Source organism: Ruminiclostridium herbifermentans (assembly GCF_005473905.2).
GTDB classification, from domain to species: domain Bacteria; phylum Bacillota; class Clostridia; order Acetivibrionales; family DSM-1351; genus Ruminiclostridium; species Ruminiclostridium herbifermentans.
Map to the genome: position 1 here is coordinate 2,733,023 of NZ_CP061336.1, position 17,962 is coordinate 2,750,984.

Below are 17,962 nucleotides of genomic sequence, written 5' to 3' on the forward strand. Positions count from 1 at the left end.
TACGAGCAACGTACTTATCCTTTGGATTCCCAATAAATTTCGATATTATCACCACGTTGAATTTTATCAGTAAAATTTGCAGCTTTTCCATTGAGTTTTAACACGATGTTTCCCTTTGGAGTAGATAAATCAAAATTGATGTAACTAAAAATATCTACAAAAATATAAGATTTATATTCTTTAAGAACAACTCTCTCTCCATTAACAGTAACAAAAAACTCTCTATCATTACTAGATTTGTCAGCATCACTGTTAGTTTCACTTATCTGCTTTTGAGAAGTAATCATCTCATCATTAACGTAATTATGCTGTACCAATGAATTGTTTTCTATTTCAGTATATATTTCATTATACCTAATATCATCATTATTCTGCAGTATATAATCAAGACTTTTATTTCTGCCGTTAACTAATAATTCTTTTTCCTCTATATCAAGTGCAAATTCCTTTACCAAATCCTTAAGAGTAATTGTTTCATATATACTTACAACATCATTTTCTTTAATATTTTCAGAAATATCACAAGTTCTTCCATTTATTGCTGCGCTAGGAGAAAGCGTAATAGCTTCACCATTCAAATGTATTATAATAGGATCTGGATTTTTAACATAGTCAGCAATACACCTTCTAGCATTTTCTCCATTTTTAGCAGGAATTACGTTTATTTTATCACCGATTTTTAATAGAGTATCTATGCTAGCCACACTATCATTAACATAGATTTCAGCAGCTACGCCATAATCGCCCCTTACATACATTTGCTTGCCATTAAGAGTAAAGCTTAAAGACTTGCCTGTCCTAGCAATTAGCATTTCAGGATTATAACCAACTAAAATCAAGGCGTCAGCAACACTAAGCTTTTTAGAATTTAAAAGTCTTACCTTTTCTCCGTTTAAGGTAACAGATAAAAAGTCCTGACCTTGCTGAATATACGCCATCATAGCTATACCCAGCGGAGTAATAGCTTCTGGACCTGATAGCTTCTTAAGCTTGGTTTTTATATTATGTATTACATCTCTTCCTCTTACAGCAACTCTATCCTCATGGATACCTAGATAATTGGCAATTTTGCTTGTCAGTCCTGGAATCTGACTCCCACCACCAATAAGAAATACTGCGTTAGGAGCCTTTTTATTAAACTCTAATATCTTTTCAGAAATATTGCTAGCTAGATAATCAATTGTACTATCAAGCATACTCAAAGCGTGCTTATTAGAAATTTCAATATTTTTACCAAGAATATCTTTAAACTTTAGGGTTTCTACTCCAGATGAAATATCAATTTTTATCTTCTCAGCAGTATTAAAATCCACTAGATACTCATGTGCAATTTTTTCTGTAATCTCATCACCAGCAATTGGAACCATTCCATAAGCAACAACTGACCCAGACTGAGTAACAGCAATATCGGAAGTTCCTGCTCCAATATCAACCAAAACTAAATTTAACAAACGTAAGTCCTTAGGAATAGTCACACTAATTGCCGCAATAGGTTCAAGAGTAAGACTGTGCACTTTAAGCCCTACCTTGTCCATAACAGTATATAAGCTGTCTACAACAACTCGTGGTAAAAATGTAGCCAATACTTCCACTCCAATTTTTTTACCCTTGTGGCCAACTAATGATGAAATAACATAACCATTGAGGAAATAATTTACTACACTATAGCCTACACAATAAAAGACTGTTTTTTCATCTTCTAATTCAGTATCAAGCTTTTCTTGAGCATTTTGAACGGCATCTACTTCCATGCCACCAACTATTTCTTCGCTTATTTCAGTATCAGGATCAACATCATACTCTAATTTTACCTGACTAGTTTTCAATACTCTCCCAGCCGCAGCAATAGCAACACTTGTTAATGTAATACCAAGAGTTTTCTCTAGTTTGTTTTTTACTTCAGTAATTACTTCAGCAACCTTTAATATATCGTGAATCTGACCATCAAGCATAGCACGGCTTTGATGCTCAACTACCTCTGCAGCAATAACTTTAAAAATTTCCTTCTCATAATATCCAACTATGCCTACTACAGTTCTAGTTCCTATATCAAGAGCAAAAATCAAATCTTCGGCACTATAGTCAGCCTTTATAGATTTTTTTACTGTTTTTGATTTTTTTACTAGGTTTAATTTATTTTGGCTGCCTTGTTTAATATCTTTTGTATCTTTTATATTTGACATCGTCTGTTTATCAGTCATATTAACCTCCACATCGGCTTAAAATGCAAAATTTACAAAGACTATCTGCAGATAAGCCGATTTTGGCTTTTAAACACTCATAAAAGCATTATGAACAAACAAAATTTGATTTTTGATATGCACTATGTGACTATTTGACATTCACATAATACAATCAACAATTATTTGCTGTTCTGTAAAACTTCATTAAGTTTGTAAAATAATATTGTTACAGCTACTACTAATTATTTTTAACGATATAACTACAATAATCCCTTATTTCGCATTTTTCACATTCAGGTTTTCTAGCTTTACATACTGCTCTGCCGTGAGATACTAGCATATGACAAAAATCTGCCCATCTTTCCTTTGGGACGATTTTTTGAAGATCATATTCAATCTTTTCAGGATTTTCACTTTTAGTTAATCCAATTCGATTTGATAGCCTTTTTGCGTGTGTATCTACAATAATTCCTTGAATACCATAAATCTCATAAAGAACAAGATTAGCCGTCTTACGCCCAACCCCAGGAAGTGCTGTTAGTTCTTCCATATTTGTTGGTATCTCTCCATTGTATTTATCAACAAGTATTCTGCAACACTCTTTAATATTTTTGGCCTTATTTCTATAAAAGCCAGTTGATTTAATATCCTGTTCTAATTCTGCAATATCAGCATTTGCAAAGTCTTCTGCACTTTTATATTTTGAATACAAATCTTTAGCTACAATATTCACCCTTGCATCTGTACACTGAGCAGCCAATTGCGTTGAAATAAGCAATTGCAATGGACTCTTATAATCAAGTGTACATTCAGCGTTAGGATAAATCCCGTCAAAAATTTGTAATATATGAATAACTTTTTCCTTTTTATTCATTTGTAATTAATTCACCTTTTTTTCTTTTAACAGCTAATTCGTATAGTTCAAGATAAGCTCTGCTTGGCTTTTTCCAAGAAAAATCACTATCTAAAGCTCTTAATACAAGAGTCTCCCAAATCTTAGGCTTATTCTTGTAGACATCAATAGCTCTATAAATTGTTTTGTTAAATTCACTTACTGAAAATTCCTCAAAGGAAAAACCATTCCCCTCTGCATTATTTTCATCATAATCAATAATAGTCTCTGCTAACCCACCAGTTGCTCTTACCACAGGTATTGTGCCATATCTAAGACTTATAATCTGACCTAACCCGCAAGGCTCAAATCTAGAAGGCATTAAAAACATATCTGAAGCTGCATATATTTTTTTTGCTAAATCAGTATTAAACTCAAAAAATGCAGCTACATTAAGAGGATATTTCTTTTGTAACTCTGAAAACGCATTGTGATAGCACTCATCACCCAGTCCTAAAACAATCAATTGTACATTTTCTTTTATAATTAAATCATCTATACATCCCAATAGAAGTTCTAAGCCTTTTTGCCCTGTAAGTCTTGTAACTACACCCATTAATGGAGCTTGGCTTCTTGGTAAATTCAGTTCATCCTGAATTGCTTGTTTATTTTTATTTTTTAGCTTTATGTTATTTTTGTCAAAATTGGCATATAAGCATTCATCCTTGCTAGGATCAAATTCTTCATATGAAATACCATTAACTATTCCAAAGAGATCTTCTTTCCTCTTATTTAACACACCCTCCATTTTTTCACCATAGGCTGTGGTTAATATCTCTTCTGCATATTGCTTACTTACAGTATTAATAATATCTGCATACACTAAACCACACTTCATAAAACTAAACATGCCATAAAACTCTGCTTTATCAGAAACAAAATAACCTTCTTCCAAATTTAAATATCTAGTAACATCTGCACCAAAATTACCTTGATATTCTAAATTGTGAACAGTGTATATTGTTGCTATATCTTTATAGAAGTCGTTCTTTCTGTACTTTTCATTTAGCAATAGGCAAATAGGTCCAGTATGCCAATCATTACAATGAATTATATCAGGTTTAAAACCTATAGCTGGTAACATCTCAAGAGCTGTTTTGCATAATAATATAAATCTCTGTGCATCATCAAAATAACAGTAGATTCCATTCCTATTAAAATAATTGTGGTTTTCTATAAAGTATACAGGAATTGCTTTGTTTTCAGTATTGAAAATACTTCCTTCTTTAATCACACATGTTTCTATCCGATGCCCAATTTCAACAGCAACATCGGCAACATATTTTGTATTTACATCAATAATTCCATATCTTGGCATTACTATTCTTACATCATGACCTAGCAAAGTTAACTCTTTTGGTAATGAGCCTGCTACATCTGCTAATCCACCTGTTTTAGCAAATGGATCAACCTCTGCAGAAACAAAAAGCACTTTTAGTTGTTTATTATTTATTTTCACTATATTCCCTCCACAGTATAATGACATTTTTATAATCTAACTTATGTATTTACTAATTCTCTTATCATTTTAATAAATACATCGGATACTTTCGGATCAAACTGAATACCTTTGCATCTTTCAATTTCATTAACTGCAACTTCCATTGTCATACCCTTACGATAGGTTCTGTTACTAGTCATTGCGTCAAATGCATCCGCAATACACAATATTCTTCCTAAAAGGCTGATTTCTTCACCTTTTAAGTTATTAGGATATCCAGACCCATTGTACTTTTCATGATGCTCTAAAATAGCTCTAAGTCCTCTATTTAAAAATTCAACATTTTTTAATATGTTGTATGATATCTCTGGATGCTTCTTAATTTCTTCATATTCTTGCTCTGTCAGCTTCTCTGGCTTGTTTAAAATTCCAGCAGAAATTCCTATTTTCCCTATATCGTGCAAAACTGCAGCATATTTTAAATCCTGTATAGACTCTTCATCAAGATTCATATTAGCAGCTATTTCACAAGCTATTTCCATAACCCTTTGACAATGTCCGCTAGTATAGGCATCTTTTGCTTCAATTGCATTAACTAATGACATTACGGTTTGTATGTACCCTGTATTTAAACTTTCAGAATATCTAAGCAATTCTTCATTTTTTTGTCTAAGTTCTTCTTTAGCCTTATTTAAATTTTCAATGTTATCATTAAGGTCATCATTAACTGCAGCAGCTTCCTCATAAAGAGCCTCTATTTCCTGCTTCTGAGCCCAAACATCGTTAAATAATTCAGCCTTATTTATTGCAACAGCAGCATAATTAGCCAAACTTTTAATAAATGGCAAATTGATATTCTTGAAAGAATTCTTTTTAGAGGTTTCTAAAAATATAACACCTAGCTGTTCGGTAGATATACTTAAAGGAATTGCAAGCTTGTCACCGTATATTCCTCGTTTTTTAATTAGAATATCACAGTTAACAACAATTGAATTTGTATTGAAGCATTTTGTAATTACTGAGTCATCATCAAAAAACTTTCCAACTTCACCAAATAACTCTTTTCCAAACTCATATCTGCAAAAGATATCTTGAGAATCAACGTCCTTAAAACAAATTAAGCATCTATCACAATTAGTAAATTTTTGATAAACATCAAAAATATACTCTACAATATTATCTACATCCATTGTAGAATTAAATTTCTCAGATGTAATCCTTAATATCTCAAGTTCTTCCTGTTTTTGCTTTAATAACTCATAGGCATTTAAAGCATCCTTATCTCTATTAGGATAAAAAAAGCGCTGAGGTTTTAGACTCTTTATTGCTTTATTTTTAATAATTTTTTGTAGCCTGCGCTTATTTTTAGATCTGATTTTTGATACTATAATAATTTCTAAAACATTAACTGCTAAAAAAATCAAAAATGCTAATAAACCAATAGATAATAAAAATATATTATGCTTAGAATGTCCATAAATTAATACTGGAATAGTTACAATCAATGCAATACATTTTATAATATAAATGTAATACTTACTAAAGTTCATACCTTCCTCCATCAGTAAATTTTTAAGTAGTTTACCATAGTCAAATACTACCAGCTAGATAGTATGAGTTAAGGGCTAACCACCAACTGACTTTGTGAATCAAAATATGCATTATTGTGGTAGCAAACTCAAAACTCACAAAATAAGTATGTTTTGAGAATAATCTATTATATGCAAAAAAGTATTAATAAGCCAATTTTGTTTAAATCAAATTTTGACTCTCATATCTTAATTTTAAAGTTTTTTTGTTACATTAGCAACATAAATTGTATATTTTTGTGTAATAAATTTATTTTATATCGATGAAAGAGATGTCCCCTCTTCTATAATTTGCGGGTACCGCTTTGGTTTTAAGCTGATAAATTTTCCCCGAAACACTTAAAGTCGCTGATGTAATCTACAATTAAAAATAATTCATTAAATAATTTTATTCATAAAAACTTCGTCAAAAAATTCATTAAAACTACTTCATTAATAAGACTTCATTAATAAAATTCATTTTGATTCTAGACTTAATAAAAAATAGGTACAAACATTATAAAATGCTGTACCTATTATATCATAATCTTTATTTTGTTTCACCTAGAGTAACTTTCAATTTTTTCCTGTTGCCATCTCTATAAATTTCTACTTCTACAACATCTCCAGGCTTAAATTTATTCTTTTCGTCTTCTAGTTCATCATAGGATTTAACTGGTACATTATTAAATTTCGTAATAATGTCTAGTGCTCTGATACCTGCTTTCTGGGCTGCTCCTAAAATTTCAACATCTGCTACAAAAACTCCCATAGGCAAATTATTTTCTCTAGCTATTTCTTCTGTATAGCTATTATCAACGTATATTCCTAAATAAGGCTTAGATATATATGTGTTTTTAATTAATTCATCAGCAATTTTTTTTGCATCATTGACTGGAATGGCAAATCCTAAGCCTTCAAAACCAGTAGCAACCATTTTGATAGTATTTACACCTATTAGCTGGCCTTTAATGTTGACTAACGCACCACCGCTATTTCCAGGATTAATAGCTGCATCAGTTTGAATAAGCCTAATCTTTTTGCCTCCATCAAGCTGAACTGTTCTATTTAATCCACTAATAACACCAGTTGTTAATGAACCCATATATTCTAATCCACCTGGATTACCAAAAGCAATTGCTGGCTCTCCTACTTTTACAGTATCCGAATCGCCAAACTCAATAGCTGGCAACCCACCCTCATTAATCTTTAGAACAGCTAAATCAGTCTTGGAGTCATATCCCTTAATTTCTGCCTTATAGGGTTTATCTATTCTACTAGGAAGATATACTAATATTTGTGAGCCAGCTCTTATATCTCTGGTTTTATTATTCAATGAACGTTCTATAACATGATGGTTTGTAAGAATATAGCCATCTGTGCTTATTATAATCCCTGAACCCTCTCCAAAATCAGCTTGTGAACCAAAGAACTCATTTGTATTTTGATAAGAGGCTCTAATGCCAACAACAGAAGGACCAACCTTCTCTGCAACACTAGTAACAGCACTTTCACCTGTTTGCACTATTTCAACCTTTTTTATTTCACTTATGCCTGTCTGTGCTCCAATATTACTATTTTCCTGCGTACTAATACCCAATAGTTTTTTTATTTGAGGTTGTAATGCTGGTGCAACAACTATAAGCATAGCTGATACAATTGCTGCCCCAACTATAGCACTAACTAAAGAAACTAAGATATACTTCCATGCATCAGATTTTTTGTTATTTGTTTTTTTGAAATTCTCCTTATAATAGCTATTCATATTTAAGTTATAGCCATTATAACTAGTATTCAAATTCTGATTCTGCAAAGTTTTTTGAGTATCCTCGTAATTTCTATTGTTATACGAAGCAGAAGAATTACCCTCATATTTCTGATTTTCGTTTGAAGTCTCAGCTATGTTGTTACTAGTATTACCATTGTTAACAGGGTTACTCTCATGAAAAGAATAACTATATGCTGAATTCGTGTTGTTTATCCCATTTTCACCAAGGTTCTCATTTGAAACTTTATTGTTATTGACCTCGTTATTATTAATATTTTGAATATTGTTATTATCCTCATTAGTATCAATATTTTGGTTATCGTTATCATTTATTTTTTCAGTACTTTCGTCGGTCATTAAGCTTTCCCTCCTTACAGATTTAGATAAATTGTAATAAAACTTCTTTAAAAATTTATGAACAAAATGTTAATCTTCTAGATTGTTTTTGAAATAATCAAGAGTAAACGTAAATTTAGTACCTACACCAATTGTACTTTCAACCCAAATCTCTTGATTGTGTTCATTAATAATATTTTTAGCAATAGCCAGTCCTAAACCAGTTCCCGTTTTATCCTTCCCTCGGGACTTATCCGATTTATAAAATCTATCCCAAACTCGTTTAATATCATCTTCATTTATTCCTATTCCAGTATCTGATACTGAAACTAATACCTTTTCTTTATTCTTTACAGTTTCTAAAATAATTCTCCCATTTTCATTAGAAAATTTTACTGCGTTATGCAAGAGATTTATTATAACTCTTTCAATAGAGTCTTTATCAGCAGAAACCATTAAATTTTCAACCGCAAAATTGGCTTCAACTTCTATATTTTTAGATGTTATCAAAGTTTCAAGCTTAATTACACATATACGTATCAGTTCATTTATATCAAATTGCTTAATATTTAAAGTAACCTCTCCAGCCTCCATTTTGGCAAGATCCAAAAGGTCATTTACAAGTCTGCTGAGTCTGATGGTCTCATCCTTTACTATTAGCAAATAATTAAGTTGTTTTTCGGGCGGTATAGTACCATCAATTATGCCTTCAACAAATCCTCTGATAGAAGTCATTGGGGTTCTAAGTTCATGAGAAACATTTGCAATAAATCCTCTTCTCATTTCTTCTAGTTCTTGCAAATCATCTAACATATGATTAAAACTATCTGCCAGCTGACCTATTTCATCCTTTGAACTAACAACAAGTCTGTTATTGAATTCTCCGCCTGCAATTTTCTTTGCAACTTGATTAATTTGTTTTAATGGTCTTGTAAATTTAACCGAGAAAAGATACACTAGAAAAATTGCTATCAATATTGATAATCCACCAGATATCATGAACAATCTCAATACTGAAAACTGAAGCCTCTGAACCTCAGGTACAGGTGTGTGTAAGTAAACAGCAGCTATTGTTATTTGCTTTCCGTTACTAGGTATTACTTGAATAGGCATTTGCACTGTTAACCACGAACTTCCATCATTTTTGAAAGCTTCATCAGAGAAAAAGCCGAAGAAATTACCTGTCTTTACAAGTGTTTCATTTCCAACCTCCATAACATCTGAATATTGCCTTGGATCAGGTAATTTAGCCAGTCTGTTTTCATCCCTGTATTTTTCAATAAAACTCTCAGGCATGCTTGGTTCACTATATACAATGTGCCCTGAATTGTTTACAATCCATATCATAGAATTGCTTAATACACTTGATTGGTTCAAGAAACTCTGAAACCATTTAAGAGATGTATTATCCATATTACCATATAAAATAATAAAAGCGTTCTTTATAACTTCAGCGTTCCTTTTAAGAGTATCTTCTTTTTGCTTTGTACTATAATCATTTAAAAAATAGAACAAAAAGCCACCTGTTACCAGATAGTTGAGTACTAATAATCCGATAAATACGCTAACAAGCTTTTTAAATATTGTATTAAATTTAAACGTCATTTTAAATCCAGTTTTATATTGGCGCAAACTCCAATAAAATTATGGACTTGTTTCCCCCTTTTTTGTTAAAAGTTGTATATATGTTTGTGTGTAGTATTCTAACTTTTCACTTCAAACTTGTAGCCTACACCCCATACGGTTTTTAGCTGCCAAGACTGACCCTCAATATCAATTTTTTCCCTTACTCTCTTTACATGAACATCCACTGTTCGTGAATCACCATAAAAATCAAAGCCCCATACATGCTCTAAAAGCTGTTCTCTTGTAAATACCTTATTGGGATTGGAAGCCAAAAAGAATAGCAGTTCAAGTTCTTTTGGAGGCATTTCAATAAGATTTCCTTTGAGCCTTATAGTATAGTTGCTCTTATTTATTATCAAATTGGTATATGCTACCTCCTGAGTATCTACTTCTTTGTGTTCATATCTTCTCAAAACTGCTTTTATCCTTGCTACAAGTTCTTTTGGCTCAAAGGGCTTGACCATATAATCATCAGCACCCAATTCCAAGCCAAGAACCTTATCAAAGGTTTCACCTTTTGCAGTTAACATTATAATAGGTATGGAACTGACCTTTCTAATTTCTCTGCAAACCTGCCATCCATCAATACCCGGAAGCATTATATCCAGCACAACTAAACTAGGAGTCTGTACTTTGAAAATATCTACTGCGTTTATTCCATTGTATGCAAAAACTACATCATAGCCTTCTTTTTGAAGATATAATCCTATTAGTTCACAAATATTTCTGTCATCATCTACAATCAATATTTTACTTTTGCTATTCATACTTATGTCTACGCGCCCCAATTGCTAACGGATTATAGAACAGGCACGTAACCCGTCCCCCCTTTTTATCTATTTTATAACTATATTATCAGCAAAATTTTATTTTTTTATTGAAACTGCTTAGCAATATTAATAACTCAGCTTTTTTGCGTCTATAGGTGATTAACCGTATCAATTTCATCCAATTACTCTAAGTGATAAACACCTGCACAACGATTTCCAAATATCTGAGTTATTAAGTTATCTTTAATTACCATAATATTATCATTATTTTAAAATTAATAATATTTTTAAATAGAGATAGACATTTATTTTAATTATATCAATAGTAATTTAAAATGTAATATAAATATTAAAATATTAACAAAATGTTTATTATACCGTCTAGGTTAAAAAATAAATTTTAGTTTATCAAAAGTTACTTTTTAATTAATTTATACCCCAATTATTTACATAGAACCTAAAACAAAATTAAATATTTTAATCAAAAAAACTCCTCCGCTTTATTGTGGTTTTTAATTCAATAAAGCAGAAGAGTCTAATTGATAAATAAATGCAGTGTTGTTAGACACAATTTGTTTCAATTTAAATTAGCTAACCTTCATTTCTAATCTTAATTTATCAGCAATCATAGCTATAAACTCAGAATTGGTTGGCTTGCCTTTTCCAATGTTTACTGTGTAGCCAAACAGAGCGTCGATAGCTTCTACTTGACCTCTGCTCCAAGCCACCTCAATAGCATGACGAATAGCTCTTTCTACTCTGCTTGGAGTAGTATTGTATTCTTTGGCAATACTAGGATATAACAATTTGGTAATAGAATTGATTACATCCAAATCTTTAACTACCATCATAATAGCATCTCTTAAATACTGATAACCTTTAATATGTGCAGGAACACCTATTTCATGCATAATATTAGTTACCTCTACTTCCAAGCTTCTTGAAGTATTATTGATATGAGCTGGTCTCTTCTCAGATGTAGTAAAGTACTCATTCTTGTGAGAAGAGATAGATGATGAAATAGAATTCTGCGGTGCAGTTAAGTAAGTATTAGTTTTCAACTGTCTGATTCTGTTAACTAGAACATCCATGTCAAAAGGCTTAACAATGTAATATTCTGCCCCTAATGCAAGTGCTCGTTGTGTAATTTTGTCTTGGCCAACTGCTGATAGAACAATAAATAATGGTTTTTTCTCCATAGTGGACTCAGCAATCTTCTCTAAAACCCCAAGACCATCTAAATGAGGCATTATAATGTCTAGTATTGCGATATCCGGAGTATTCTGAAATATTAAGTCAACAGCCTCCAAACCATCTCTTGCAAGACCTACAACATCAATATCATTTTGATTTGATAAATACTCACACAGGATATCTCCGAATTCACGATTGTCGTCCGCAATAAGTACTTGAATTTTATTATTACTCAAAGCAATAACCCCCTACGTTTTTTATTTTACCAAAATATGTCATGTATCTATTATATTTTGAACTCGACATAATTACAAGTTTTTTCATTAATTGCCAAAGAAAAATATTTTTACAAAAACAAAATAACTTGTGTATGCCTCTATTTTACCATATTTCTCTAATATTATAAAGAAAAAACATTATATTATTGCCCAAAGAGTAATAATATAATGTTATTTTATTAAAATTTCAACCAACTTTCAACTCTTGCAAATGATTATTAGAATTTCCGTCAATATTTTTTAGCATCCATTCAATAAAAATTCCATAGCCTCTAGTTGGATCATTAACCAAAACATGTGTTACCGCTCCAATTAGTTTACCGTTTTGAATTATTGGACTGCCCGACATCCCCTGTACAATGCCGCCTGTTGTGTCTAATAATCTTTTATCAGTAACCCTAATTACCATTCCTTTAGGTCCGCTGAAGGATTGTCGTGCAACCTTTTCAATATATACATCAAACTCTTCTATAGTATTGCCTTCTATATTTGATAAAATAGTTGCCTTTCCAACCTTTACTTGACCTCTAATCCCTATAGGATAAGCCTTATTTTTAAACATTTTCAAATCATTGTTAAATAATTTGCCGTAAATTCCGCATTCATCATTTTTAAATATATTACCCATTGGCAATTTATTCTCCATAAATATACCTTTTAATTCGCCAGGAGTGCCTTGAACTCCTCTTTTTATAGCAACTATATTTGATTCAAGAACTTCTCCGCTTCTTACAGGCATTAATAGCCCTGTATCAATATCTGTTATACCATGTCCTAATGCTCCAAAGGTGCGCGATTCAGGGTCATAGAATGTCATTGTACCTATTCCTGCTGTACTATCTCTTACCCATAACCCAATATGGTATTTTTTATCGTTTATACCTATAGTTGGGGTTAATATTGTACGCATAATGTTATTTCCTCTTTTATACGCCACCTCAAGTTTTTTTCCATTACTACTGTCAATTTGTTCAATTAGTTCATTTATGCCTGATATTTTCTTCCCATTAATTTCATAAATAATATCCCCCACCCTAATTCCTGCTTCTTTCGCCGGAGCATTTCTTTCACCTGAGCCTTTATCCACATCACTTATTCCTATAACCAATATGCCTTCCATTTTTATTTTAACCCCTACAGTGTTTCCGCAAGCTACAAGCTTTTTACTTGGAATAATATCCACTTGCATTGTTTTAAGAGGAATTAGACCAAATGCTTTAAAATCTAAATTTACAGTTCCTTTTTTTTCTGTTTTAAATGCTAATGGCGACAGCAATTCTAAATAATTACCATTTGCTTCTATATCTTTATTATTTAGTTTTAAAGCTTCGCTGTTATCGGCTTTTATATTTACAAAATAAAAGCTTTGAAAATTATAAACATATTCCTCTCCTTCCAAAAGTGTAATCTTTTTGGGTATTACAGAAAATGCCTGCACATAACTAAATGTAATTACACAAATACATACAAATAGTAATACAAACAGCTTTTTTTTATTGGTTTTATAATAGTGCATGTTTTCACGCTCCCCATGAGAAACAACAATATAATAAATGAAATATTATTATATTGCTGTTTCTAAATAAAAAATAATTTAACATGCTGCTTGCCTTTACATATTGCAATAAACTTCTTAAAAATAAGATTGTTAAAATAAACTTATTAAAACAAGCTTTTTAAAAAAACAAACTTCTTATAAAACACCATTACAACTAAATAACAAGTCACGCTTTTTTTATTTTTTTAAGCGTGACCGAATTATCTAATCATAAGTTAACCTTTATGGATTTTTATTATTCAAGTAAATTAAAACATGAAAGTAATTATTTTATTTTTTTGATTTGAAAATTTTAGCTGCTTTTATAAGTTCCTCAGCATGCTTAATTGCAAGATTTGTAATGTCAGAACCGCCAATTATTCTGGCAATTTCTTCAATTCTTCCTTTTGAATCGAGACTTTTTACTGTTGTGAAGGTATTTTCACCATTTGAATTTTTTTCAATTAATAAATGATTATCTGCCATACAAGCTAACTGTGATAAGTGGGTAACACATAACACCTGATGATTTTTTGAAATATATGACAGCCTTTCGCCTACTTTCTGAGCAGCTTTTCCACTTATACCTGTATCAATTTCATCAAATATCAAAGTTGGTATTGAGTCAACATTGGCAAGAATAGTCTTTATAGCAAGCATTATTCTTGACATTTCTCCTCCAGATGCAATTTTACTCAATGGCTTTAAAGGCTCACCTATATTGCTGGAAATAAGGAATTCAGCGCAGTCTAGTCCATTCTTAGTAAAATTTGTATCATTCTCCTTATATAATAAATTTACTTTAAATTCGGAATTTTTCATCTCCAAATTTTCTAACTCTGCTGTAATATTTTTTTCAAGAGTATGTGCAGCCTTTTCCCTCTCTATATGCAGCTGTTTACTACTAGAAAGCAACTTTTGGGTAAGTTCATCTAATTGCTTATTTAATTCTTCTATTAAGCTCTCACTTTGCAGAAGTTCTTGATATTCACTTTTAGATTTTTCATAAAATTCTAAAATTTCTTCAATTGTATATCCATACTTTCTCTTAAGCCTAGCAATTATATCAAGTCTTTCATCAATACGGGATAACTCTTCAGGATCAAATTCTGCTCCATCCCTTTTTTCCATAATATCTCCGCAAATATCCTCCAATTGATAAATAACAGATTCTAATTTTTCTGATATAGGAATTATTCCCTCATCATATTTGCATATGCTTGAAAGTTCTTGAAGAATTTTGTTTAAAATATACATAGCAGATTTGCCATTATTATCTTCGTTTAACAGTTCATAAGACATAATAATAGAACTCATTATTTTTTCAGAATTAACTAAAACCTGTCTCTTTTTGTTTAAAATCTCATCTTCACCTTTTTTGAGTTTGGCATTTTTAATCTCGTCAATTTGAAATTTCAGCATGTCCATTCTGCGAGCAATTTCACCTTTGTCACCAACAAGTCCCTGAATTCTTGACTTTACTGATTTATACTCTTCAAAAAGTTCAGAATATTCAGCTTTGTACTTTTCAAGAGCAGCACCGCCAAAGGCATCTAAAAGTTCTATATGAGTCTCAGTTTTTAGAAGGGATTGGTTGTCGTGTTGTCCATGTATATCTATTAGCAGTTCTCCTACCTGCTTAAGAGTAGATACATTAACAAGCCTGCCATTAATTCTGCAAGTATTTTTACCTGATAAAGAAATTTCTCTGGAAATAATAATATTCCCATCTTCAGCTTCAATTCCAAGCTGTTCTAAAATATCACTTACATATGTATTTTTATTGTAATCAAATATAGCTTCAATAATTGCCTTGTCTTTTCCATTTCTAATTATATCTTTATTAACTCTTTCACCTAGAATAGCATTTATAGAGTCAATTATAATTGATTTTCCCGCACCAGTCTCACCTGTAAGTACATTAAGTCCAGGTGTTATCTCAAGGCTGAGTTTATCAATAAGAGCTATATTTTGAATATCAAGCTGCAAAAGCATTCATATTCACCTACCTTAAATTTTATAAAACAATGGTAAAATAAGACAGCTGCAATTCTATAAGCAGCCTAAATAAAAGTCTATAATTGTATGACTTAAATATTTATGACTTTCAATCTATAACTTCCAAATCTAAATCTTCTACGGAATTTAAGACTTCCATAAAATATAAACTTTCATATAAGTTAACCTTTTTCATAGAAGTTAATCCTTTTGATAGAAGTTAACCTTTTATAAAATATAAACTTCAAAAGAAAATAAAGCAAGTTATACCTAATCTCTTAGTTATTTATTTAATAAATTATAAAACACAAGTCTTACTACTTCTTAATACATGCACCCTTGAATGAATTAAACATCTAATAAATATCAAATACAAGTCTTACTGCTTCTTGATACATACACCCTTGAATGTATTATGCATCTAATAAATATCAAACACAAGTCTTACTGCTTCTTGATACATGCACTCTTGAATCTGCAATGCATCTAATAAATTTCAAACACAAGTCTTACTATTTCTTGATACATGCACCCTTGAATGTATTATGCATCTAATAAATATCAAACGCAAGTCTTACTGCTTCTTGATACATGCACTCTTGAATCTGCAATGCATCTAATAAATTTCAAACACAAGTCTTACTATTTCTCGATACATGCACTCTTGAATCTGTTATGCATATAATAAATATCAAACACTAGCTAGAACCAGGTCCTTAAAGCAAGCAGACCTGGAGGGTTAAACATCTAATAAATATCAAACACAAGTCTTACTGCTTCTTGATACATGCACCCTTGAATGTATTATGCATCTAATAAATATAAACACAAGTCTTACTATTTCTTGATAAATTAACCCTTGAATGTGTTAAACATTTAATAAATATAAAACACAAATTAAACCTAGTAAAAAAATATCAAAAATAATAAATCTCAAAAATTCAAAATTAAAATTTTATATTAAGACTGTTTTATCATTTTGTTAAATTTATTCACTATTTCCTCTGCTATTTTTTCAGCTCTGCAAACAATTAATAATGTATCATCGCCTGCAATACTACCTAATATTTCCTCCCATTTTAGGGCATCAATTGCAGAAGCTGCTGCCTGCGCCATTCCAGAAAGAGTTTTTACAACTACTATATTATTTGCATAATCACTTGATACATACGATTCAGTTAGAATAGTTGTTAATCTGCTTGATATATGATTTTCTGTTTGGGTTAATGTAGCATATTTATATCTGCCATCAGATGACATAACCTTAATCAATCTAAGATCCTTTATATCTCTAGAAACAGTAGCTTGAGTCACTTCCATACCTTGCTCTTTTAACTTCTCAGCAAGTTCTTCTTGAGTTTCTATTACGTTATTATCTATTATTTCTAAAATTTTTGCATGACGGTTATACTTCATATTATCAATCCTCTTTTCTATCGTAAAATTTATTTCTAACTATTGTAAAGAAATTTTTCGAATCAATCTTTAAAATTTTAACTTTACTGTTTGTCTTTTCAATTACAAGATAGTCTCCTCCTGATATTTCATAAAGCTTTTGTCCATCTACATTTACAAGTGCTGTGTGTTCAAAACCATCAGCCACACACACCTTAATAATCTGCTCTTCTTTTGCAATAAAAGAACTAGAATACAGTATATGAGGACAAATAGGCGTTACAATAATAAGGTTTGAGGTTGGATCAACAATAGGTCCCCCTGCCGATAATGAATATGCTGTAGAGCCAGTAGGAGTTGCTAATACAATGCCATCGCATGGAAACATTTCGATGAAGTTGTCATCAATAAATGTACTCAAATGCAAAATTCTTTGTATTCCTCCACGGGATATTACAACATCGTTTATTGCTTCATCTTCAGCAAACAACTTTCCACCCTTATATATTTTTGAAGAAATCATCATTCTTTCTTCAATTTTATAATTTCCACTAAATATATTTTCTACAGCTTTATCAATTTCTCCTTTTTCAATATCTGTTAAAAATCCCATAGAACCAAGATTAATGCCTAACATTGGTATATTGTATAAATAAGCAGCTCTAGCCGCTTTTAAAAAAGTACCATCTCCACCTAAGCATATAATCAAATCGCAACTTGCACATATTTCATTGACCTCATCGTCAATTCCTTCCTTGCCACTTGAATTAGGAGTTGGAAGTATAACTTGACCACCATGTCTCTTTACACTTTCAATCAACTGATTTGTATATTTTAATCCAATGTCTTTTTCTCTATTCGTTATAATACCTATGTTTTTCATCTTACCCTCCAGGAGGCTGTATTTAGTGATTTCGATGTAATAATCAACTTCCGCATATAAATCAGTACAGGTAACTAAGTCTACTCCTGTAAT

The 17,962-nt window shown here is 31.1% G+C and carries 12 protein-coding genes; all 12 read right to left on the reverse strand.

The features are described from left to right. Positions 1-14 precede the first annotated feature (14 nt). On the reverse strand, positions 15-2,201 hold the full coding sequence (locus EHE19_RS11185) for a cell division protein FtsA (protein ID WP_244648206.1): 2,187 nt from the start codon (positions 2,199-2,201) through the stop codon (positions 15-17). Between the two features lie 220 nt (positions 2,202-2,421). Next, entirely contained in the window at positions 2,422-3,057 is a 636-nt protein-coding gene (nth, locus tag EHE19_RS11190; RefSeq protein WP_137695863.1) for an endonuclease III, read from the reverse strand. After that, complete coding sequence (locus EHE19_RS11195; protein WP_137695862.1) at positions 3,050-4,534, reverse strand: glycogen synthase; 1,485 nt, start codon at positions 4,532-4,534, stop codon at positions 3,050-3,052. Before EHE19_RS11195 ends, nth begins: the two co-directional genes overlap by 8 nt. Before the next feature lie 41 nt (positions 4,535-4,575). Then, the gene (locus EHE19_RS11200; RefSeq protein ID WP_137695861.1) at positions 4,576-6,066 is read right to left on the reverse strand and encodes an HD domain-containing phosphohydrolase; all 1,491 of its coding nucleotides are present in this window, start codon (positions 6,064-6,066) and stop codon (positions 4,576-4,578) included. A 568-nt stretch (positions 6,067-6,634) separates the two neighbouring features. Beyond that, positions 6,635-8,209: a S1C family serine protease gene (locus EHE19_RS11205; protein WP_137695860.1), complete on the reverse strand. Its 1,575-nt coding sequence runs from the start codon at positions 8,207-8,209 to the stop codon at positions 6,635-6,637. Between the two features lie 69 nt (positions 8,210-8,278). Further along, complete coding sequence (locus EHE19_RS11210) at positions 8,279-9,793, reverse strand: sensor histidine kinase (RefSeq protein ID WP_137695859.1); 1,515 nt, start codon at positions 9,791-9,793, stop codon at positions 8,279-8,281. Between the two features lie 98 nt (positions 9,794-9,891). Next, complete coding sequence (locus EHE19_RS11215) at positions 9,892-10,581, reverse strand: response regulator transcription factor (RefSeq protein WP_137695858.1); 690 nt, start codon at positions 10,579-10,581, stop codon at positions 9,892-9,894. A 590-nt stretch (positions 10,582-11,171) separates the two neighbouring features. Next, positions 11,172-12,014: a sporulation transcription factor Spo0A gene (gene spo0A, locus EHE19_RS11220; RefSeq protein ID WP_137695857.1), complete on the reverse strand. Its 843-nt coding sequence runs from the start codon at positions 12,012-12,014 to the stop codon at positions 11,172-11,174. Positions 12,015-12,243: 229 nt separating this feature from the next. Further along, positions 12,244-13,572 (reverse strand): SpoIVB peptidase, encoded by a 1,329-nt coding sequence (gene spoIVB / locus EHE19_RS11225; RefSeq protein WP_137695856.1) that lies wholly within the window; start codon positions 13,570-13,572, stop codon positions 12,244-12,246. 312 nt (positions 13,573-13,884) lie between these two features. After that, on the reverse strand, positions 13,885-15,588 hold the full coding sequence (gene recN, locus EHE19_RS11230; protein ID WP_137695855.1) for a DNA repair protein RecN: 1,704 nt from the start codon (positions 15,586-15,588) through the stop codon (positions 13,885-13,887). Positions 15,589-16,551: 963 nt separating this feature from the next. Beyond that, positions 16,552-17,007, reverse strand: coding sequence for an arginine repressor (locus EHE19_RS11235; RefSeq protein ID WP_137695854.1), 456 nt, complete (start codon positions 17,005-17,007; stop codon positions 16,552-16,554). Between the two features lie 4 nt (positions 17,008-17,011). After that, positions 17,012-17,869: an NAD(+)/NADH kinase gene (locus EHE19_RS11240; RefSeq protein ID WP_137695853.1), complete on the reverse strand. Its 858-nt coding sequence runs from the start codon at positions 17,867-17,869 to the stop codon at positions 17,012-17,014. Positions 17,870-17,962: the final 93 nt, after the last annotated feature.